The organism is Streptomyces sp. NPDC093510 (genome assembly GCF_040683555.1).
In the GTDB taxonomy this organism is placed as follows: domain Bacteria; phylum Actinomycetota; class Actinomycetes; order Streptomycetales; family Streptomycetaceae; genus Streptomyces.
Genome location: NZ_JBFBEE010000018.1, coordinates 179,314 through 201,295, shown reverse-complemented (window position 1 = coordinate 201,295; position 21,982 = coordinate 179,314). Strand labels below are relative to the sequence as shown.

Sequence of the window (21,982 nt, the reverse complement as noted above, 5' to 3'; positions counted from 1 at the left end):
AACGCCCGGTTACATTCCGAACCCGGAAGCTAAGCCTCATAGCGCCGATGGTACTGCAGGGGGGACCCTGTGGGAGAGTAGGACGCCGCCGAACTAATCTTGATAAGAGCTGGTCCCTGAACTTCGGTTCGGGGACCAGCTCTTTTTTGTTTTGCGTTACTTGCCGTTCACGTTGCGAGGCCAGCATCCGAAGGCATGGGGACAGTTGGAATGTTGCGCGCCGCGGGTGTCGGTACCGGCGACGAGGTCGTCGTGCCGGCCTACGGGAACGCCGAGGTGGCCGAGGCCGTGATCCTCGCGGGAGCGATGCCCGTCTTCGCTGACATAGAGCCGACCACGTACTGCCTCGACCCCGCCGCCGTCGCCGCCGTGGTGACCCCGCGGACAGCCGCCGTCATCGTCGTGCACCGCTTCGGTAACCGGGCCGACGTGCGGAGACTTCGGGATGTGGGGCAGCGGCACGGGCTTCTCGTCCTGGAGCAGGGAGAGCCGGAGGCTTCGTACGACGGTGTCGAGCTCCGACGGGCACATGCCGCGTACCTCAGTGGGCGGCTCAGTGGCGTCGTGACGCCCGACGGGAGCGAGGCGCACAGCTACGAGGAGTACGTCGTGCGCGTACCCGGCAACGGGCGGCCGGACCGGGACGCGTTCGCGCGCGCCATACGGGCCAGGGGAGTTGAATGCCGGGTGCCGGTGAAGGCGCCGGTGCACCGCACGCCGCGGTTCTGGCGCGACGTACATCTGCCCGAGACCGAGCGGGCCGCGGACGAGACGCTGGCGCTGCCGGCCGATGCGTCGATGACGCGGCGCGACCTGCAGCGCGTCGTGTCCGCGTGCAACGCGCTCGGCGGGCTTCTGCAGCCTGCCTTCTGAGCCGCTACGAGGATTTCCTGGCGTGGGCTTCGAAGAACTCCCACACCAGGTCTGTCGCGTTGATGCCCGCTGCCGGGTCGGACATTCCGCCGCCGGCGCCGTCCGGCCAGGAATGGCCCATGTCGGGCAGCCGGTACACGACCACGTCCGAGCCGTCGCGGCACTTGGCCATCGTCCTCCTGATTTTGTTCTTCAGTCTGCTCGGCTGTCCCGGCTTGCAGGACAGGCGTTGCTGCCAGGTCCTGATGCCCTCGTCCATTGCGGCGTAATGCCTGTCGAGGCCGCCCAGGAATGTGATCACCGAGACCGGTGTCCTCGGCACGTACGAGGTGTCTTCCGCGTCGGTGCCGAGATATCCGCCGCTGACCGGGGCGATCGCCGCGAAGGTGCCGGGGAGTTCGACGGCGAGTTTGTACGACATGTCGCCGCCGTTGGAGATGCCGGTGGCGTAGACGCGGTCCGGGTCGGCGTTCCACGTGCTGGTCAGTCGCTTCGTCATCGTACGAATGAAACCCACGTCGTCTTCGGAGCCGCAGCAGATCATCGCGTTGAAACCCTTGTTGAGACCGTCGGGATAGGCGACGAGGAAGTTCTCCTTGTCCGCCGTGGCGCTGAGACCGCTGATCGCGGCGGCGGCTTTGCCGTCTCCCGGGTAGGGGTGCATGGCGATGACGAGCGGGCGTTGCTCGGAGCGGGCGTATCCGGGCGGGGCGTGGACGGTGTAGACGCGCTTCTCGCCCTTCCAGGAGATCGTGACCTTCTGGGTGCCGGGGCGCGGGGTTTCCATGGTCGCCGGCTTCTTGGTGGATGGCGGGTCCGAGGCATTGTCGTCGGATCCGCAGGCCGCGAGCGGCGAGAGCAGGGCGGCGACGGCCAGGGGCAAGGCGTGCCGCAAAGGCGTACCGGTTCGGGTCGGCATGCGCGCAGAGTGGCAGCGCCAAGGAGGGCGGTCCAGAGGAACGGGCGGTTCGAGGCACCTTCGATTTCAGGTATGATCTATTCCGTTGCCGCGGGGAAAACCCCCGGAGCGCAGCAGGCCCCTATAGCTCAGTCGGTAGAGCGTCTCCATGGTAAGGAGAAGGTCAGCGGTTCGATTCCGCTTGGGGGCTCAACTGATAAAGGCCTCCGCCCTGTTGGGCGGGGGCCTTTGTTGTGTCCGGGGCACCATGGGGCGCCCCGGAACTGCTCAGTCCTTCTGGAGGCCGGGGACGCGCATCGCGAGGATCGCCATGTCGTCGGAGGGGGCGTCTGTGGCGAAGCGCTCGACCGCGCGCATGATGCGCGCCGCGACCGCACCGGCCGTCAAACCCGTGCAGGTCGTGAGGACGTCCGCCAGGCCGTCGTCGCCGAGCATGCGGGTGCCCTCGCGGCGCTCGGTGACGCCGTCGGTCACGCACAGCAGGACATCGCCCGGGTCGAGCGTCATCGTCTGCTCGTACAGTTCGAGGTCGTCCATGACGCCGAGCAGCGGCTGCGGTTCCGCGTATGGCTCGACCGTGCCGTCCTGGCGCAGCCGGAGCGGCAGCGGATGGCCCGCGCAGACGATCTTGAGGACCGCCGAGCCGTCCTCCTGGGGCCACAACTCGCCGTACAGGAGCGTCAGGAAGCGGCTGCGGGCTCCCTCGTCGAGGATCGCGGCGTTGAGGCGCTCCAGGACCGCGGGGCCGCCGAAGCCCTCGCGGGCGAGCAGGCGCAGCGCGTGCCGGGCGAGGCCCGTCACGGCCGCGGCCTCCGGGCCCGTGCCGCAGACGTCGCCGATCGCGAAGCCGTACGCGCCGTCGCGGATCGGGAAGAGGTCGTAGAAGTCGCCGCCGACTTCGTTGCCCTCGCCGGCCGCGCGGTAGATGACCTCGACCTCGACGCCCGGGATCTGCGGGAGCCCCGGCGGCAGCAGGCTGCGCTGGAGGGACTGGCTGATGGCCATGCGCTCGGAGTAGAGGCGGGCGTTGTCGAGGGCGAGAGCCGCTCGGCGGGAGAGATCTTCGGCCAATTCCAGGATCTCTTGGCGGAAGTGTTCGTCGGCGGGCTTACCCAGGGTGAGCATGCCGATGACGCGGTTGCGGGCGACCAGCGGCAGGACCACGGTCTCGCCGCCCACCGCAGAAGAGGTGGAGAGGGTCGTGCCGATGCCCGAGCCCAGCGTCATGGGTTCGCCGAGGCCCAGGCTGCGCATGGAGGTGCGCAGGGCCGCCTGGTGCGCGGCTTCGGAGGGGGCCGCCCAGACGCGGGCGCCCGGGGTGGGCACCGGGTCCGGCGGGGCGATCTTGGAGAGGAGGGCCTTGAGGCCGTCGATGCGCTCCTCGTCCTCGTGCAGGACGTACGAGAGGTACGGCTCGGCCGACTGGTCGGCGATGGTGTAGACGGCGCACCAGGTGGCGAGCGTCGGGACCGTCATCTGGGCCATGAGGGCCAGTGTCTGGTCGCGGTCGAGGGTGCCCGCGAGGAGATCGGAAGCCTCTACGAGGAAGGAGAGCGAGCCGCGGCGGAGCCTCTCCAGCTCCCCGAGGCGCGCGGACTCCACGGCGAGGGCGATGCGGTCGGCGGCGAACTGGAGGCGCAGGGCCTCTTCGTTCGAGTACCGGCCGGAGGCCTCGGCGGCGACGCCCAGGGAGCCCGTGAGGCGACCCTCCACCTTCAGCGGGACGGTGACGACGGAGCGCATGCCCGTGCCCTCGAGCAGAGGCACCGCGCCCGGCACGACCGTCAGGTCCTCGTGGACGGCCGGCATGCGGGCGGAGCCATAGCGGCCGGGGGCCGACTCGACCTGGACGCGGGCGAAGCGCTGGCGGGCCGACGGCAGGCCCGTGGAGGCCCGGACCTCAAGCTCCGTCTCGTCATCGGTGGCGAGGAGGAGGAAGGCCGCGTCGCCGTCGAGCATGTCGCGGGCGCGCTCGACGGTGCGCTGGAGCAGCCCGTCGAGGTCGTCCGGGGCGGGGGAGCCGATGAACACCTCGAAGGGGTCCGCGGCGTGCGACTCGCTGCGCGTGCCCGGCTCGGGGGCCGCGCCGCGCAGCGGGGTCTGGAGCACGGCGCGCTCGTCGTCCCGTACGAGAAGGCAGACCGTGGACGGTTCGCCTGCGGCGTCGCGGACGCGCAGGTGCGAGGCGTAGACGGGAATGACGCGGCCGTGGGCGCCGCGGACGCCGTAACTGCCCTCCCAGCGGGAGAGCTGGAGGGCCTCGGCGATGCCGGTGCTGGTGCCCGGGGTGTGCGGCCAGGCCGCGAGGTCGTTGAGCGGCTTGCCGATGACCTGCTCGGCCACGTACCCGAAGAGTTCCTCGGCGTCTTCGTTCCAGGCGGAGATGGCGCCCAGGCGGTCGATCTGGATGACGGCGACACGGACCCTGCCGTCGGCGATGGGCAGGAGGTCGGCCGGGAGCGAGGGGCCCGCGGTGCGGGTGCCCACGGGGCGGTGGGGGAGGTCGAGCTGGAACCAGACCTGCTTGTGCGTGGGGCTGTAGTCGACGCCCCAGCGGGTGGCGAGCGCGGCGCAGAGCTGGAGGCCGCGGCCGCCCTCGCGGTCCGGGCTGCCCATGTTGACGGAGGCCTGCTGGAGCGGGATCTCACGTTCCGGATAGCGGTCGGAGACCTCGATGCGGACGGCGTCCTCGCTGCGCAGGCACTCGACGTCGGCAGCCGTGCCGGCGTGCACCACGGCGTTGGTGACCAGCTCGCTGGTGAGGACGACAGCGTCGTCGACGATGTCCGAGAACCCCCAGCCCTGGAGGGTGTCGCGCACGAAGGAGCGGGCCGTCGCGACGGAACGCCCGACGGGGTCGAAGGTGGCAGCCGCACGCGCGGTGATCACAGCACTCCTCGTACGAGTATCGACGGCGTCGACAGTGGCGACTGTCTCGACGCCCAGTTCTCCCGAACCCATGGTGCGGCCGCCCCTCCGATGCCCGCTTGTTTCGTGTACCACCGCCCAGGCCGGGCAGGACCGGGGTGGTTGGACAGCCGGATGCAAGGTTACTTACCTTCGCCGTCCATGCTGATGCCGGTCGTCAGTGTTTCCGCCCGGAGGGTGTGCGGACGGTGTGCGAAGCTGCCGAACTGTTATGGCCTGGTTCGGCCATGGTGAAACACTGGGCAAGCTTCATGGAGACAGCTCAGAACAACCCGAGCAGTACCGGTCGACCCTTGCGGGAGGGACACAGTGGAGTCTGGCGCAGCGACGCGGGGCACTAAGACGCGCGCGAAAGACGGACAGTCCCTGAACAAACAGCGCAAACCGCGCAACGGGACGACGGCTTCAGTGGATGCGGCGGCTCTGAACAGGCTGCTCGCAGCCCTGGTGGCGATGCGGGACGGCAACTTCCGCAAGCGGCTCACGGTCTCCGGTGACGATGTGATGTCGGAGATCGCCGCCGTTTTCAATGAGGTGGCCGACCGGAATCTGCACCTCACGGGTGAGCTTTCGCGGGTGCGGCGCATGGTCGGACGTGAGGGAAAACTCACGGAACGACTTGAGGGTGGAGCGAGCGAGGGCTCGTGGGCCGCCGCGATCGACGCTTCGAACGCGCTCGTCGACGATCTCGTACGTCCCGTCTCCGAGGTCGGCCGGGTCCTTTCCGCGGTGGCGGAGGGCGACCTGGAGCAGCGCATGGAGCTGCGGGCGCCGGGGGTCGACGGAAACGGTCATCCGCTGCGCGGGGAGTTCCTGAAGGTCGGGCGGACGGTGAACAACCTCGTCGACCAGCTCTCCACGTTCACGGACGAGGTCACGCGCGTGGCCAGCGAGGTCGGCACCGAGGGCAAGCTCGGCGGGCAGGCCAGGGTGCGCGGGATGTCCGGGTCGTGGAAGGACCTCACGGACTCCGTGAACACCATGGCGTACCGCCTGACGGCTCAGGTGCGGGACATCGCGCTGGTGACGACGGCGGTGGCGAAGGGCGACCTGTCGCGGAAGGTCACCGTCCATGTCGCGGGCGAGATGCTCGAGTTGAAGAACACCGTCAACACGATGGTGGATCAGCTCTCGTCGTTCTCGTCCGAGGTGACGCGCGTCGCCCGCGAGGTCGGCACGGAGGGCGAGCTGGGCGGCCAGGCGCAGGTGCCGGGTGTGGCGGGTGTGTGGAAGGACCTCACCGATTCGGTGAACCTCATGGCCGGCAACCTCACCGCCCAGGTGCGGGGGATCGCCGAGGTGACCACGGCGGTCGCGAGCGGTGACCTGTCCCGGAAGGTGACGGTGAGCGCGCGCGGCGAGGTCGCCCAGCTCGCCGAGACGATCAACCAGATGACCGAGACGCTGCGTACGTTCGCGGACGAGATCACCCGGGTGGCGAACGAGGTCGGGGCCGAGGGCCAGCTCGGCGGTCAGGCGAACGTGCCCGGTGCGGCCGGGACCTGGAAGGACCTGACCGACTCGGTCAACACGGTCTTCCGCAACCTCACCACGCAGGTGCGGGACATCGCGACGGTGACGACGGCGGTCGCCAACGGTGACCTGTCGCAGAAGGTCACCGTGGATGTCGCGGGCGAGATGCTCGAGTTGAAGAACACCGTGAACACGATGGTCGACCAGCTCTCGGCCTTCGGTTCCGAAGTGACGCGTGTGGCGCGGGAGATCGGCGTCGAGGGTGAGCTCGGCGGTCAGGCGCAGGTGCAGGGCGCGGCCGGCACGTGGAAGGACCTCACCGACTCGGTGAACACCGCCTTCCGCAACCTCACCGGGCAGGTGCGGAACATCGCGCAGGTGACGACGGCGGTCGCCAACGGTGACCTGTCGCAGAAAGTCACGGTCGATGTCTCCGGAGAGATGCTCCAGCTGAAGAACACCGTGAACACGATGGTGGACCAGCTGTCGTCGTTCGCCGACCAGGTCACGCGGATGGCGCGCGACGTGGGCACCGAGGGCCGCCTGGGCGGTCAGGCCCGCGTGGACGGCGTGAGCGGTACGTGGAAGGACCTCACCGACTCCGTCAACTTCATGGCGGGGAACCTGACCTCGCAGGTACGTCAGATCGCTCAGGTGACGACGGCCGTGGCGCGCGGTGACCTCTCGCAGAAGATCGAGGTCGACGCGCGTGGCGAGATCCTTGAGCTGAAGAACACCATCAACACGATGGTCGACCAGCTGTCCGCCTTCGCGGACCAGGTGACCCGGGTGGCCCGCGAGGTGGGCACGGAGGGGCGCCTCGGCGGTCAGGCGCAGGTGCCCGGCGTGGCCGGCGTGTGGCGCGATCTGACGGACTCCGTGAACGGCATGGCCGGCAACCTCACCGCGCAGGTGCGCAACATCGCGCAGGTCGCGACGGCGGTGGCCCGCGGTGACCTCTCCCAGAAGATCGACGTGGACGCGCGCGGCGAGATCCTGGAGCTGAAGAACACCCTGAACACGATGGTGGACCAGCTGTCCGCCTTCGCCGAGCAGGTCACGCGGGTCTCCCGCGAGGTGGGCACGGACGGCATCCTCGGCGGTCAGGCCGAGGTGCAGGGCGTCTCGGGCACCTGGAAGGACCTCACGCAGTCCGTGAACGGCATGGCGAACAACCTCACCCTCCAGGTGCGGAACATCGCCGAGGTCACGACGGCCGTCGCCATGGGCGACCTCTCCAAGAAGATCACCGTCGACGCGAAGGGCGAGATCCTCGAACTCGTCACGACCGTCAACACGATGGTCGACCAGCTGTCGTCGTTCGCCGAGCAGGTCACGCGTGTGGCCCGTGAGGTGGGTACGGAGGGCCAGCTGGGCGGTCAGGCGCGCGTGCCGGGTGTCACCGGCATCTGGAAGGACCTGAGCGACAACGTCAACCTGATGGCCAACAACCTGACCAGCCAGGTGCGGAACATCTCCCAGGTCTCGGCGGCGGTCGCCAACGGAGACCTGACCAAGAAGGTCACGGTCGAGGCGCGCGGCGAGGTCGCGCAGCTCGCCGACACGGTCAATACCATGGTGACGACGCTGAGTTCGTTCGCCGACGAGGTCACGCGTGTGGCCCGCGAGGTGGGTACGGACGGCATCCTGGGCGGTCAGGCGCGCGTGCCGGGCGTCTCGGGTACGTGGAAGGACCTCACCGAGTCCGTGAACTCGATGGCGTCCAACCTGACCGGTCAGGTCCGCAACATCGCGATGGTCACCACCGCGATCGCCAAGGGTGATCTGACCAAGAAGATCGACATCGACGCCCGGGGCGAGATCCTGGAGCTCAAGACCACCATCAACACGATGGTGGACCAGCTGTCGTCCTTCGCCGAGCAGGTGACGCGCGTCGCCCGCGAGGTGGGCACCGAGGGGCAGCTGGGCGGCCAGGCGCGGGTGCGGGACGTCGACGGCACGTGGCGGGACCTCACCGAGTCCGTGAACGAGATGGCCGGAAACCTGACCCGTCAGGTGCGCGCCATCGCGAAGGTCGCCACCGCGGTGACCCGCGGCGACCTCAACCTGAAGATCGAGGTCGACGCGGCGGGCGAGATCCAGGTCCTTCAGGACAACATCAACACCATGATCGCGAATCTGCGCGACACGACCCTGGCCAACAAGGAGCAGGACTGGCTCAAGGGCAACCTCGCGCGGATCTCCGGCCTGATGCAGGGCCGCCGGGACCTGGAGGACGTCGCCTCGCTGATCATGAGCGAGCTGACGCCGGTCGTCTCCGCGCAGCACGGCGCGTTCTTCCTGGCGATGCCCACGGATGACGGCCAGGATCTCGGGGGCGACCAGGAGGACGCGTACGAGCTGCGCATGCTCGGGAGCTACGGCTACTCCATGGGGTCCATGCCGACGTCCTTCCGGCCCGGCGAGACCCTCATCGGGACGGCCGCGAAGGAGCGGCGCACCATCCTCGTGGAGAACGCGCCCTCCGGGTATCTGCGGATCGCGTCCGGGCTCGGTGAGGCGCCGCCGGCGCAGGTCATCGTGTTGCCGGTGCTCTTCGAAGGGACCGTGCTCGGCGTGATCGAGCTGGCCGCCTTCCAGCCGTTCACGCAGATCCAGAAGGACTTCCTCAGCCAGATCGCCGAGATGATCGCGACGAGCGTCAACACGATCAGCGTCAACACGAAGACCGAGGTGCTGCTGAAGCAGTCGCAGGAGCTGACCGAGCAACTGCGGGAGCGTTCGGCCGAGTTGGAGAACCGGCAGAAGGCCCTTCAGGACTCGAACGCGGAGCTGGAGGAGAAGGCCGAGCTGCTCGCCCAGCAGAACCGTGACATCGAGGTCAAGAACACCGAGATCGAAGAGGCGAGGCAGGTCCTCGAAGAACGGGCCGAGCAGCTCGCGGTCTCGATGCGCTACAAGTCCGAGTTCCTCGCGAACATGTCGCACGAGCTGCGCACGCCGCTCAACTCCCTGCTGATCCTGGCCAAGTTGCTCGCCGACAACGCCGACGCGAACCTCACCCCGAAGCAGGTCGAGTTCGCCGAGACGATCCACGGGGCGGGCTCGGACCTGCTGCAGCTCATCAACGACATCCTCGACCTGTCGAAGGTCGAGGCGGGCAAGATGGACGTCTCTCCGACGCGCATCGCACTCGTCCAACTCGTCGACTACGTAGAGGCCACTTTCCGGCCGTTGACCGCCGAGAAGGGGCTCGACTTCTCCGTACGGGTCTCTCCGGAGCTGCCCGCGACGCTGCACACGGACGAACAGCGCCTGCTCCAGGTGCTGCGCAACCTGCTGTCGAACGCGGTGAAGTTCACCGACTCCGGAGCGGTCGAGCTGGTGATCCGGCACGCCAACAACGACGTGCCCAACGCCATCCGCGAACAGCTCCTGGAGGCGGGCTCGCTGCGGGATGCGGACGCCGACCTGATCGCCTTCTCGGTGACGGACACCGGCATCGGCATCGCGGCCAGCAAGATGCGGGTCATCTTCGAGGCGTTCAAGCAGGCCGACGGCACGACCAGCAGGAAGTACGGCGGCACCGGCCTCGGGCTCTCCATCAGCCGGGAGATCGCGCGGCTGCTCGGCGGCGAGATCCACGCGCAGAGCGAGCCGGGCCGCGGCTCCACCTTCACGCTCTATTTGCCGCTGCACCCCAGCGAACTGCCGCCCCAGGGTTACGCGCAGCTCGCCCCGCCGCCGCAGGCGCGCGAACTGCCCGCCCTGGAAGAGGCCCCCTCCACGGAGGACGCCGAGCGGCCGGCCGGCCCGGTGCACCGCGAGGAGCCCACGAGCCCCGCCGCGCTCTTCCGCAGGCGGCGCCGTGCCGCGCCCGCACAGGAGCCCTCGTCCCTGCCGGGCCAGTCGGCCGCCGGGGCCCAGGAGGGGCAGCGGACGCAGGAGCCGTGGCCGAACGCCGGCCAGGAGACCCCTGTCGCGTCGAGGGTCGGTTTCCAGTTCGGCGGCGAGAAGGTCCTGATCGTCGACGACGACATCCGTAACGTCTTCGCGCTCACCAGCGTCCTGGAGCAGCACGGTCTGGCGGTGCTGTACGCGGAGAACGGCCGGGAGGGCATCGAGGTGCTGGAACAGCACGACGACGTGACGGTCGTTCTGATGGACATCATGATGCCCGAGATGGACGGGTACGCGACGACCACGGCGATCCGCAGGATGCCGCAGTTCGCCGGACTCCCGATCATCGCGCTCACCGCGAAGGCGATGAAGGGCGACCGGGAGAAGGCGATCGACTCCGGAGCTTCCGATTACGTCACGAAGCCGGTCGACCCGGATCATCTGTTGTCGGTGATGGAGCAGTGGATGCGCGCTCGGTGACCGAGAAACGGCGTCGTCACACGGAGTTGCTGACAGAGTGTGGCCGAGGCTGTGTAGAACCGCGGTATTCGGGGAACCTTCTGGTCTCCCACCGCGTTTCTGCTACGTGCACAGTGACATCGCGGTGACAGGGTGTGGCGACAGGCGGGGTGCGGCTACCATGACCGGCACAAGGACGGGCGGCGCAAGGGAGCCGTCCTCTGGGGCGGCGCCCGGTGTACCGCCGGGGCGAGGAGGGCGGGCCATGGTGCAGAAGGCCAAGATCCTCCTGGTCGATGACCGGCCGGAGAATCTGCTGGCGCTGGAGGCCATCCTCTCTGCGCTCGATCAGACACTGGTGCGGGCATCGTCCGGGGAGGAAGCGCTCAAAGCACTACTCACGGACGACTTCGCGGTCATTCTGCTGGACGTCCAGATGCCGGGAATGGACGGTTTCGAAACCGCCGCGCACATCAAGCGGCGGGAGCGGACCCGGGACATCCCGATCATCTTCCTCACCGCCATCAACCACGGGCCGCATCACACCTTCCGCGGCTATGCGGCGGGCGCGGTGGACTACATCTCCAAGCCGTTCGATCCGTGGGTGCTGCGCGCGAAGGTCTCGGTGTTCGTCGAGCTGTACATGAAGAACTGCCAACTGCGGGAGCAGGCGGCGCTGCTGCGCCTCCAGCTCGAAGGCGGGGGCAAGGCCGCGGCCGGGGACGCGAAGGAGCCGGCGGGTCTGCTCGCCGAGCTGTCGGCGCGGCTCGCCGCGGTCGAGGAGCAGGCCGAGGCGCTGTCCAAACAGCTCGACGACGAGTCGGCGGACGCGGCGGCGGTCGCCACCGCCGCCCATCTCGAACGCAAACTGACCGGTCTGCGGCGGGCTCTTGACGCCCTGGAGCCGGGCACCGGCAGTGGCGCTCCGTCGGTCCCCTCGCAGAACTGACGCGGCACGGAGCCTCACTGACGAGGTTTCGTGCCGCGCACATCCGGTGAACCACCGTCAGTTCTCGGCCCTTCCAAGAGCGACACGAACGGGTGAAGCAGTGGGCACACGTGTCCACAGTGGCCAGCACCGGTAACCTCACACCCATGGCCTCACGTCAGCCCGCAGCCAAGAAGACGCCCGCGAAGAGGGCGGCCGCGCCGACGAAGGCTCCGGCGAAGAAGGCCCCTGCCAGACCGCCCGCGAAGAAAGCCGCGGCGAAAAAGGCACCGGCCAAGAAGGCACCCGCCAAGAAGGTCGTGGCGAAGAAGCCCGCACCCAAACCGGCACCAAGTCCCACCGGGGGCGTGTACCGGCTGGTGCGTGCCGTCTGGCTGGGCCTGGCGCACGGAGTCGGCGCGATGTTCCGCGGCATAGGGCGCGGCGCCAAGGGCCTCGACCCCGCGCACCGCAAGGACGGCCTGGCGCTCCTGCTGCTCGGCCTGGCGCTGATCGTCGCCGCGGGCACCTGGTCGAATCTGCGCGGCCCGGTCGGCGACCTCGTCGAGGTCCTGGTGACCGGGGCGTTCGGCCGCCTGGACCTGCTCGTGCCGCTGCTGCTCGGCACCATCGCCGTACGCCTCATCCGGCACCCGGAGAAGCCCGAGGCGAACGGGCGCATCGTGATCGGCCTGTCCGCCCTGGTCATCGGCGTGCTCGGCCAGGTCCACGTCGCCTGCGGCTCACCGGCCCGCAGCGACGGCATGCAGGCGATAAGGGACGCCGGCGGCCTGATCGGCTGGGGCGCCTCGACACCCCTGATCTTCACCATGGGCGAGATCCTCGCGGTGCCGCTCCTGGTGCTCCTCACCGTCTTCGGGCTGCTCGTCGTCACGGCGACGCCCGTCAACGCCATCCCGCAGCGGCTGCGGCTGCTGGGCGTCAGGCTCGGCGTGATCCAGGCGGAGCCCGAGGCCGACGAGTACGCGGAGGACGACGAGCGCTACGAGGAGCAGTGGCGTGAGGCGCTGCCCGCGCGTTCCTCGCGCCGCCGCGGCCCCGCCCCCGAGGCGTACGGCCCCGACCAGGCCGAGGAGCAGGCGCTCTCGACCCGGCGCAGGCCGCGCAGGACCCCCGTACAGCCGGACATGGACCGGCCGATGGACGCCGTGGACGTGGCGGCAGCCGCGGCCGCTGCTCTGGACGGCGCGGTGATGCACGGCATGCCGCCGTCCCCGCTGGTCGCCGATCTGACGCAGGGCGTGTCGGGGGAGCGGGAAGAGCGCGAGGAGCGGGAGCACACGGCGCCTGTACCGACCGCGCGCGCCACGGACGTGCCGGTGCCCGGCAAGCTCAAGAAGAAGCCGCAGAGGGCCGGTGAGCGGGCTGACAGGGCGGACAGCACCGAGAGTGCTTCCGGCCCCGTACCGGACCTCACCAAGTCCGCGCCCGCGCCCGAGCGCGAGTTGCCGCCGCGCGCCGAGCAACTGCAGCTCTCCGGAGACATCACCTACGCGCTGCCCTCGCTCGATCTCCTGGAGCGCGGCGGCCCCGGCAAGACGCGCAGCGCCGCCAACGACGCGGTCGTGGACTCGCTGACGAACGTCTTCACCGAGTTCAAGGTCGACGCCCGCGTCACCGGCTTCACACGCGGCCCGACCGTCACGCGCTACGAGATCGAGCTCGGCCCCGCCGTGAAGGTCGAGAAGATCACGGCGCTGGCCAAGAACATCGCGTACGCGGTCGCGTCCCCGGACGTCCGGATCATCTCGCCCATCCCCGGCAAGTCCGCGGTCGGCATCGAGATCCCGAACACCGACCGCGAGATGGTCAACGTCGGTGACGTGCTGCGCCTCGCGGACGCGGCCGAGGACGACCATCCGATGCTCGTCGCGCTCGGCAAGGACGTCGAGGGCGGCTACGTGATGGCCAACATGGCGAAGATGCCGCACATCCTGGTGGCCGGTGCCACCGGGTCAGGCAAGTCGTCCTGCATCAACTGCCTGATCACGTCGATCATGATAAGAGCGACGCCCGAGGACGTACGGATGGTCCTCGTCGACCCCAAGCGCGTGGAGCTCACCGCGTACGAGGGCATCCCGCACCTGATCACGCCGATCATCACCAACCCCAAGCGGGCCGCCGAGGCGCTCCAGTGGGTCGTGCGCGAGATGGATCTGCGCTACGACGACCTCGCGGCGTTCGGCTACCGGCACATCGACGACTTCAACCAGGCGGTGCGCGAGGGCAAGCTCAAGACGCCCGAGGGCAGTGAGCGTGAGCTCAAGACCTATCCGTATCTGCTGGTGATCGTCGACGAGCTCGCCGACCTGATGATGGTCGCGCCGCGCGACGTCGAAGACTCGATCGTGCGCATCACGCAGCTCGCGCGCGCGGCAGGCATCCACCTGGTGCTCGCCACGCAGCGGCCCTCCGTGGACGTCGTGACCGGCCTGATCAAGGCGAACGTGCCCTCGCGGCTCGCCTTCGCGACCTCCTCGCTCGCCGACAGCCGCGTCATCCTCGACCAGCCCGGCGCGGAGAAGCTCATCGGCAAGGGCGACGGCCTGTTCCTGCCGATGGGGGCGAACAAGCCCACCCGTATGCAGGGCGCCTTCGTCACCGAGGACGAGATCCACGCGGTCGTCCGGCACTGCAAGGACCAGATGGCGCCGGTCTTCCGGGACGACGTCACCGTCGGCACCAAGCAGAAGAAGGAGATCGACGAGGACATCGGCGACGACCTGGATCTGCTGTGCCAGGCCGCCGAGCTGGTGGTCTCCACCCAGTTCGGGTCGACGTCCATGCTGCAGCGCAAGCTGCGCGTCGGCTTCGCCAAGGCCGGCCGGCTGATGGACCTGATGGAGTCGCGCTCGATCGTCGGGCCCAGCGAGGGCTCGAAGGCACGTGACGTTCTTGTGAAACCTGATGAGCTGGACGGAGTGCTCGCCGTGATCCGGGGGGAGGCTCACCCAGAGGGGTGAGCAAGGCTCACCCATAAGGGATCGGCAGGCAACCGTTTCCCTTCGGCGCACGTCAAGTTGAGGGAGAGAAGAGCACGATGTACCTACATCAGGATGTCCGGCCATTCTGATGGCGTACAAAGTCTGTCCGTCCGGTTGCCCCACCCTTTCCAGGCCCCCCTAAACTGAACCTCCGGCAGGTGGCTACACGCTCGAAAGGCGCCCCCGTGTCCATCGGTAACTCCCCTGAAGACGACCGACCTTCGGACGACCGCCTCGCCCGCCCCGACCGCGTCGCGGACGAAAGCCCGGCAGACGAGACCTCGGCAGAGCAGAGCCCGGACGGTGAGCGCCGGGCCGAAGAGCGTCCCTCGATCGGCCGTGTCCTGCAGCAGGCCCGTGTCGACTCCGGCCGGACCGTCGACGAAGTCAGCTCCTCCACGCGCGTGCGCATCCCCATCGTCCACGCGATCGAGCAGGACGACTTCTCCCGGTGCGGCGGCGACGTGTACGCCCGCGGCCACATCAGGACGCTGGCGCGCGCCGTCGGACTCGACCCGGCCCCGCTGATCGCGCAGTACGACGAGGCGCACGGCGGCCGCCCGCCCGCGCCCACGCCGGCGGCGCCCCTCTTCGAGGCCGAGCGCATCCGCTCCGAGCCGCGCAGGCCGAACTGGACCGCCGCCATGGTCGCCGCGATCGTCGCGGTGATCGGCTTCGTCGGCTTCACCGCGTTCAGCGGCGGCGACGACAGCGACGACGGCTCGAAGTCGGTGGCCGAGGGCGCCACCCCCGCGAGCAGCAAGCCCGCGGAGAAGCCGAAGCCCGACAAGCCCGCCGACCCCAAGCCCGACCCGTCGGACAGCGCCATCGCCGGTGTCCCGCGCGACAAGGTCACCGTGAAGGTCGACGCCGCGGACGGACGCAGCTGGATCTCGGCCAAGGACCACAACGGGCGCACGCTCTTCGACGGCGTCCTGGAGCAGGGCGAGGCCAAGACCTTCCAGGACAAGCAGAAGATCGACCTCGTCCTCGGCGACGCGGGAGCGATCAACCTGTACGTGAACGGAAAGCCGGTGGCGAACGAATTCGAGCCCGGCACAGTGGAGCGCCTCACCTACACAAAGGGCGACCCGGAAGCCGGCTGACCGGCCCTCCTGGGGCGCTGACCAGGCGCTGACCAGCAGCGCTGCTCGGGACGCGGTGACGCCCGGGTGACGGGCCGACGGCCGGGAGCCGACCGCCCGGTAACCCTGGCGGCCGGGGCCGAGGCGTGGACGAAGTAGTCTTGAGACCATGCCTGAACGCCGCACCGTCGCCCTTGTCACTCTTGGCTGCGCCCGTAACGAGGTGGACTCGGAGGAGCTCGCAGGCCGCTTGGAGGCGGACGGCTGGCAGCTCGTCGAGGACGCCGAGGAAGCGGATGTCGCCGTCGTCAACACCTGTGGCTTCGTCGAAGCCGCCAAGAAGGACTCCGTCGACGCCCTCCTCGAAGCCAATGACCTGAAGGGCCACGGCAGGACCCAGGCCGTCGTCGCGGTCGGCTGCATGGCCGAGCGGTACGGCAAGGAACTCGCCGACGCGCTGCCCGAGGCCGACGGCGTGCTCGGGTTCGACGACTACTCCGACATCTCCAGCCGCCTCCAGACCATCCTCAGCGGTGGCAGCGTCGAGGCGCACACCCCGCGCGACCGGCGCAAGCTGCTGCCGATCAGCCCCGCCGAGCGCCAGGACGCCGGAGCCGGGGTCGCCCTGCCCGGGCACGCCCCCGTAGCGGCTCCGCAGGATCTGCCCGAGGGCGTCGCGCCCGCGTCGGGTCCGCGCGCCCCGCTGCGCCGCCGCCTCGGCACCAACCCCGTCGCCTCCGTGAAGCTGGCCTCCGGCTGCGACCGCCGCTGCTCGTTCTGCGCCATCCCGTCCTTCCGCGGCTCCTTCATCTCGCGCCGCCCCTCCGACGTTCTCGGCGAGACCCGCTGGCTCGCCGAGCAGGGCGTCAAGGAGGTCATGCTCGTCTCCGAGAACAACACCTCGTACGGCAAGGACCTCGGCGACATCCGGCTCCTGGAGACGCTCCTTCCGGAGCTGGCCGCAGTGGACGGGATCGAGCGGATCCGCGTCAGCTATCTGCAGCCCGCCGAGATGCGGCCCGGACTCATCGACGTCCTCACCTCGACGGAGAAGGTCGCCCCCTACTTCGACCTGTCCTTCCAGCACTCCGCGCCCGGCGTGCTGCGCGCCATGCGCCGCTTCGGAGACACCGACCGCTTCCTGGAGCTCCTGGACACCATCAGGTCCAAGGCGCCGCAGGCCGGTGTGCGGTCCAACTTCATCGTGGGCTTCCCCGGCGAGAGCGAGTCCGACCTCGCGGAGCTGGAGCGGTTCCTCACGGGAGCGCGCCTGGACGCCATCGGCGTCTTCGGGTACTCCGACGAGGAGGGCACGGAAGCCGCCACGTACGACCGGAAGCTCGACCAGGACGTCGTCGACGAGCGGCTCGCGCACATCGCGCGGCTCGCCGAGGAGCTGACCTCGCAGCGCGCCGACGAGCGGCTCGGCGAGACCGTCGAGGTCCTCGTCGAATCACTCGACGAGGAGGACGGACCGCTCGGCAGAGCCGCGCACCAGGCCCCCGAGACGGACGGCCAGATCCGCCTGACGGGCACCATCGGTGGGGAGGGCCTCCAGGTCGGCCGTATGGTCGTGGCAAAGGTCGTCGGCACGGAGGGCGTGGACTTGGTGGCTGAGTGTCTCGAGGAGGCCGGCAGATGACAGGAGTCCCGGCGTCCGCGGGCGGCTCCGGCGCGCAGGGCGCTTCGGGCGCCACGCCGGTGCGCGGCGGGAAGCTGGGCGCCGCGGCGGTCAATCAGGCCAGCCTGTGGAACGTCGCGAACCTGCTGACGATGCTGCGGCTGTTGCTCGTGCCCGGCTTCGTGATGCTGCTTCTCGGCAACGGCGGGTACGACCCGGCCTGGCGCTCTTTCGCCTGGGCCGCCTTCGCCGTAGCCATGATCACCGACCTTTTCGACGGACATCTGGCGCGCACGTACAACCTCGTCACGGACTTCGGGAAGATCGCCGATCCGATCGCCGACAAGGCGATCATGGGAGCCGCGCTGATCTGCCTGTCCTGGCTCGGTGACCTGCCGTGGTGGGTGACGGGAGTGATTCTGGGGCGCGAGCTCGGAATCACGCTGCTGCGGTTCTGGGTGATCCGTTACGGCGTCATTCCGGCCAGCCGCGGCGGCAAGATGAAGACGCTGGCGCAGGGCACCGCCGTCGGGATGTACGTTCTCGCCCTGACCGGGCCGCTCGCGACCCTGAGGTTCTGGGTGATGGCGGTCGCCGTGGTGCTGACCGTGGTGACGGGGCTCGACTATGTGAAGCAGGCCGTCGTGCTGCGCAGGCAGGGCATGGCCGAGGCGCGTGCGGCGGCTGCGGAGACCGCCCGGGAGGCCGCGAAGTGACGTCCCCCGGGCTCTCGGCCGCCGCGGAGCCGGCGAACAGGCTGCTGCGAATTCTCGCTGCCCGCGGCGAGACACTCGCGGTCGCCGAGTCGCTGACCGGTGGCCTGGTGGCCGCCGAGATCACCTCGGTCGCCGGGGCCTCGAAGGTCTTCCGCGGGTCCGTGACCGCGTACGCCACCGAGCTCAAGCGGGACGTGCTCGGCGTCGACGGCACTCTGCTGGACGAGCGCGGGGCCGTGGATCCCGAGGTCGCGCGGCAGATGGCGGATGGTGTGCGCAAGGTGCTCGGTGCGGACTGGGGTCTCGCGACCACGGGCGTCGCCGGGCCGGACCCGCAGGACGGACAGCCGGTCGGGACCGTGTACGTGGCGGTCGCGGGGCCGGATATCGAGGTTTTGGGGCCGAATACCGAGGCCACGGAGTCGGAACTCGAAAGCGTGAGCGGTTACGCCGATGGCGGAGCCCATGGGAAAGTGGCCGCCCTGCGGTTGAACGGGTGCCGTTCGGAAATCCGTATGGAGAGCGTACGCAGCGTGCTCACGTTGCTTCTCGAGCAGCTATCCGGAGAACGTGCCGAGAATGGGCGGGCACAGGATACGGAACAGAACGGGGGGAATTGATGTTTGCAGCCCTGAGTGAACACGACATCGCTCCCCGCACGGCCGCCGCGCGAGGCGGTACGGTGGGGCGTGAAGGATGCGGCTACGCGGTCCGAGGAGGGAGCCACCGATGATTCTGCTCCGTCGCCTGTTGGGTGACGTGCTGCGTCGGCAGCGCCAGCGCCAGGGCCGTACTCTGCGCGAAGTCTCCTCGTCCGCCCGAGTCTCGCTCGGCTATCTCTCCGAGGTGGAGCGGGGGCAGAAGGAGGCTTCCTCCGAGCTGCTTTCCGCGATCTGCGACGCGCTTGACGTACGGATGTCCGAGCTCATGCGTGAAGTGAGCGACGAACTGTCGCTCGCCGAGCTGGCTGAGTCTGCAGCAGTCCCCGAGCCGGTGCGCGCACCGGTTCGCTCGATGCTCAATTCCGTCTCCGTGGCCGGAGTGCCACCGGAACGGGTCACGATCAAGGCACCCGCGGAGGCGGTCGACGTCGTCGCCGCGTGACGTGGCGCTGCCCTGAGCAGCCACGAAGTGTGTGGAAGCCCCTGCCGGGTACCCGGTAGGGGCTTCTGCGTTGTCCGAGGTGGTCCCCGAGTGTCCGAGCATGCACGAATCGACCTATTTGGTTCTTTTATGCAATGGTTGGTGGGGATTTACCTCATTCGCTCGTGAGTTGGAGGAGACAGATGTACGTCGTGAAGAGCCCGCTGTCCGATGCGGATCTGAAGACGGTCTCGGAGGCCCTGCAGGGCGCGCTCGTGGACCTGGTCGACCTGTCGCTGGTGGCCAAGCAGATCCACTGGAATGTGGTCGGCCCGCGCTTCCGCTCCGTGCACCTGCAGCTCGACGAGGTCGTCGACACGGCCAGGCAGCACTCCGACACCGTGGCGGAGCGTGCCTCCACGCTCGGTGTCTCGCCCGACGGGCGCGCGGCGACCGTGTCGCAGAGCAGCGGGATCGGGAAGATCCCGGAGGGCTGGGTCAAGGACGTGGACGCGGTCGGGACGCTCGTGGACGCGCTGGGCGCGGTCATCACACGGATGCGTGAGCGCGTCGACGCGACCGGTGAGGCCGACCCGGTCAGCCAGGACATCTTCATCCAGATCTCGGCCGAGCTGGAGAAGCACCACTGGATGTTCCAGGCGGAGAACAGCTGACACGCCCGGGCGCCCCGGCCGGAGACGGCCGGGGCGCCGTGTGAGGGCGCTCCCCATGGGCGGTGCCGCCGGTTTGTGCGCCGTGGCGCTTTCGGCGCCTCCGGTGCGGCCGACACGCCCTCCCATGGGGTGAACCCCGGCGTTTAGCGTCGACCTCGCGTTGGGCGGGAGGTGACATCTGTGGCAGCCGTGAGCGGGACAGCCGTGACATGGCGGGCCGTGCGATGGGTGCCTGCCCTGGTGCTCGGCGCGCTGTGGTGGTGGGGCGTGCTGAGGCTCGCCTTCGTGCCTGACGCGGGGGTTCTCGAAGGGGCGGTCGCGGCAGGCGGCTGGGGGCTGAGTGTGCTGCCCGTGCACTGTGTGCCGAAGGCGCGGGCGGTGAGTGGGGGCGCGGCCAAGAGGGCCGACGCCGAAGGGGATGCCGGGCGGCCGGACAGAGCGGCTCGGTGGCCCGGGGGGCGTGTGGCGCATGTGTGGCGGGGGCGGGCGGCCGCGATGGCGGAGCGGGGCCGCGAGCGGGCTGTCAGGACTACCAGGGCATGGCGACGCCGCCGTTGGGGCGGAGGATCTGGCCCGTCGTGAAGGACGCGGCGTCCGAGGCCAGGTGCAGCACGGCGTGCGCGATGTCGTCCGGTTCGCCGACGCGGCCGAGGGGCGACATGCGCACCATGATTCTTTCGGTGTGGGCCTGGGTCTCCGCGTTGTGCCGGGTCGTCATGGGGGTGCGGATCCAGCCCGGGGCGACGGCGTTCACGCGGATTCCGTGCGGCCCGACCTCCGTGGCTAGGGTCTTGGTGAGCTGGACGACGGCCGCTTTCGAGACGCCGTAGCAGAGGAGGCCGGGGCCGCCGGTGTCGACGGCGCCCGAGGCCATGGTGACGATGCTGCCGCCCGAGCCGGCGTCGATCATGGTGCGGGCCGCGGCCTGGCAGGCGTACAGGACGCCCTTGAAGTTGATGTTCAGGACGCGGTCGAGGTCCTCGTCGCGGGTCTCCAGGACCGGGCTGCTGTGCATGACGCCTGCGATGGCGGCCATGATGTCGAGGCGTGGGCCGCCGGTGCCTGTCGATGTCGCCGCCGCTTTCGACGTGGCCGCTGTTGCCGCTGCCGTGACCGCCCGGTCGACCTGCGCCCTGTCGGACACGTCCAAGGGGTGGGTGTGCGCGGCGCCGCCGGCCGTCTTGATGAGGGTGGCGGTCTCGTGGAGCCCTTGCTCGTCCCGGTCGGCGCAGTGGACGGTGGCGCCCGCCTCCGCGAGGAGCAGGGCCGTCGCGCGGCCGATACCGCCGGCGGCGCCGGTGACGAACGCGGTGCGTCCGGTGAGGTCGTACGCCTTGACGGGCATGACGGGACGGTACGACCGGAGCTGACGGAGCGTCAACTAGTTTGCGTCGACTGGTGCGTGCTCACTGGTGGCTCTTGATCGGGCGGGCGTCGACCGGCGGACGTCGACCGGCGGACGTCGGGATCAGGGAGTGGGGCCTCGCTGGCAGGTGGGGCACCAGTACGTGGGGCGGCTGCGGGAGCCGTCGCCCTGCTCGGCGGTGCGAATCGGCGTGCCGCAGCGCAGGCAGGGGCGGGGTGCGCGGCCGTACGCGTAGAGGCGCTGGCCAGGGCGGTCGCGGCCGGTGGTCATGCGGGACGGCCGATGACGGTTGGCCTCCAGCTGCTTCTTCGCGAAGACGGGGAGGCGGGCGGCCGTCTCCTCCGTGAGCTCGCCGACGGGGAGCCAAGGGGTGACGCCCAGAACGAAGCAGAGCTCGCTCTTGAAGACGTTGCCGATGCCCGCGAGATTGCGCTGGTCCAGGAGGGCCTCGCCGAGAGGGCGCTCGGGTGCCGCCCGCAGGTTGCTCAGGGCGAGCTCCGGGTCCCAGTCGGGGCCGAGGAGGTCGGGGCCGAGGTGGCCGACGGCCTTGTCCTCGTCGGTGGTGCGGAGCAGTTCGAGGACGGGCAGGCGGTACCCGACGGCGGTGTTCTCGGCGGTGCCGAGGATCGCCCGGATCTGATGTCCGGGGCCGCCGCGCCAGCGCTCACCCGGAGCGTAGATCCGCCAGGAGCCGTCCATCCGGAGGTGCGAGTGCAGGGTGAGGCCGCCCTCGACGCGCGTGAGGAGGTGCTTTCCGCGCGGGGTGACGTCCAGGACGGTGCGGCCGGTGAGGTCGACCGTCGCCAGCTTGGGCACGCGGAGGTCGGAGCGCGTGAGGGTGTGCCCGGCGAGTGCGGTGTGCAGGCGCTGGGCTGCCTGGTGGACGGTGTCGCCTTCGGGCATGGCTCCAGGGTGGCATGACGGGGGCGGGAGGGCTTCTGGTGGTGGCTGGGGGTGTGAGTGCGGGGGGTGGGTGGGGTTCGGAGGTGGG

General features: G+C 69.6%; 14 protein-coding genes, 1 tRNA gene and 1 rRNA gene. 12 read left to right on the top strand and 4 right to left on the bottom strand.

Features of this window, described 5'->3' with window-relative positions; all coding sequences use genetic code 11:
• Window positions 1-94 (top strand): 5S ribosomal RNA (gene rrf, locus AB0N81_RS28105); the annotation flags it as partial.
• A 116-nt stretch (window positions 95-210) separates the two neighbouring features.
• Window positions 211-873: a DegT/DnrJ/EryC1/StrS family aminotransferase gene (locus AB0N81_RS28100; protein ID WP_365363055.1), complete on the top strand. Its 663-nt coding sequence runs from the start codon at window positions 211-213 to the stop codon at window positions 871-873.
• Between the two features lie 4 nt (window positions 874-877).
• Here the strand turns inward: AB0N81_RS28100 and AB0N81_RS28095 are convergent, their stop codons facing one another.
• A complete protein-coding gene (locus tag AB0N81_RS28095; protein WP_365363023.1) occupies window positions 878-1,792 on the bottom strand; it encodes a PHB depolymerase family esterase in 915 nt (304 codons plus the stop codon).
• A 117-nt stretch (window positions 1,793-1,909) separates the two neighbouring features.
• Between AB0N81_RS28095 and AB0N81_RS28090 the strand changes: the two genes are divergently transcribed.
• Window positions 1,910-1,982 (top strand) — tRNA-Thr (locus tag AB0N81_RS28090).
• A gap of 77 nt (window positions 1,983-2,059) precedes the next feature.
• On the opposite strand, the gene AB0N81_RS28085 is transcribed toward AB0N81_RS28090, so the two are convergent.
• A complete protein-coding gene (locus AB0N81_RS28085; protein ID WP_365363052.1) occupies window positions 2,060-4,681 on the bottom strand; it encodes a SpoIIE family protein phosphatase in 2,622 nt (873 codons plus the stop codon).
• A 348-nt stretch (window positions 4,682-5,029) separates the two neighbouring features.
• On the opposite strand from AB0N81_RS28085, the gene AB0N81_RS28080 reads away from it, so the two are divergent.
• From AB0N81_RS28080 to AB0N81_RS28040, 9 genes are all read left to right on the top strand, one after another.
• Complete coding sequence (locus AB0N81_RS28080; RefSeq protein WP_365363021.1) at window positions 5,030-10,534, top strand: HAMP domain-containing protein; 5,505 nt, start codon at window positions 5,030-5,032, stop codon at window positions 10,532-10,534.
• 244 nt (window positions 10,535-10,778) lie between these two features.
• Window positions 10,779-11,462, top strand: coding sequence for a response regulator (locus AB0N81_RS28075; RefSeq protein ID WP_069886868.1), 684 nt, complete (start codon window positions 10,779-10,781; stop codon window positions 11,460-11,462).
• 110 nt (window positions 11,463-11,572) lie between these two features.
• Window positions 11,573-14,425, top strand: a complete 2,853-nt coding sequence (locus tag AB0N81_RS28070) for a DNA translocase FtsK (protein WP_365363019.1) — start codon at window positions 11,573-11,575, stop codon at window positions 14,423-14,425.
• A gap of 206 nt (window positions 14,426-14,631) precedes the next feature.
• Window positions 14,632-15,552 (top strand): helix-turn-helix domain-containing protein, encoded by a 921-nt coding sequence (locus AB0N81_RS28065; RefSeq protein WP_365363018.1) that lies wholly within the window; start codon window positions 14,632-14,634, stop codon window positions 15,550-15,552.
• A 148-nt stretch (window positions 15,553-15,700) separates the two neighbouring features.
• On the top strand, window positions 15,701-17,173 hold the full coding sequence (gene rimO, locus AB0N81_RS28060) for a 30S ribosomal protein S12 methylthiotransferase RimO (protein WP_365363016.1): 1,473 nt from the start codon (window positions 15,701-15,703) through the stop codon (window positions 17,171-17,173).
• Window positions 17,170-17,868 carry a CDP-diacylglycerol--glycerol-3-phosphate 3-phosphatidyltransferase gene (gene pgsA / locus AB0N81_RS28055; protein ID WP_365363014.1) on the top strand — a complete coding sequence of 233 codons (699 nt, stop codon included), beginning with the start codon at window positions 17,170-17,172 and terminating at the stop codon, window positions 17,866-17,868. Before rimO ends, pgsA begins: the two co-directional genes overlap by 4 nt.
• Before the next feature lie 41 nt (window positions 17,869-17,909).
• Window positions 17,910-18,488 carry a CinA family protein gene (locus AB0N81_RS28050; protein WP_365363050.1) on the top strand — a complete coding sequence of 193 codons (579 nt, stop codon included), beginning with the start codon at window positions 17,910-17,912 and terminating at the stop codon, window positions 18,486-18,488.
• A 109-nt stretch (window positions 18,489-18,597) separates the two neighbouring features.
• Entirely contained in the window at window positions 18,598-18,972 is a 375-nt protein-coding gene (locus AB0N81_RS28045; RefSeq protein ID WP_055564110.1) for a helix-turn-helix transcriptional regulator, read from the top strand.
• A 182-nt stretch (window positions 18,973-19,154) separates the two neighbouring features.
• The gene (locus tag AB0N81_RS28040; protein WP_365363012.1) at window positions 19,155-19,625 is read left to right on the top strand and encodes a DNA starvation/stationary phase protection protein; all 471 of its coding nucleotides are present in this window, start codon (window positions 19,155-19,157) and stop codon (window positions 19,623-19,625) included.
• Between the two features lie 529 nt (window positions 19,626-20,154).
• Here the strand turns inward: AB0N81_RS28040 and AB0N81_RS28035 are convergent.
• Both AB0N81_RS28035 and AB0N81_RS28030 read right to left on the bottom strand, forming a co-directional pair.
• Complete coding sequence (locus tag AB0N81_RS28035) at window positions 20,155-20,970, bottom strand: SDR family NAD(P)-dependent oxidoreductase (RefSeq protein ID WP_365363010.1); 816 nt, start codon at window positions 20,968-20,970, stop codon at window positions 20,155-20,157.
• Window positions 20,971-21,093: 123 nt separating this feature from the next.
• A complete protein-coding gene (locus tag AB0N81_RS28030) occupies window positions 21,094-21,894 on the bottom strand; it encodes a DNA-formamidopyrimidine glycosylase family protein (protein ID WP_365363008.1) in 801 nt (266 codons plus the stop codon).
• Window positions 21,895-21,982: the final 88 nt, after the last annotated feature.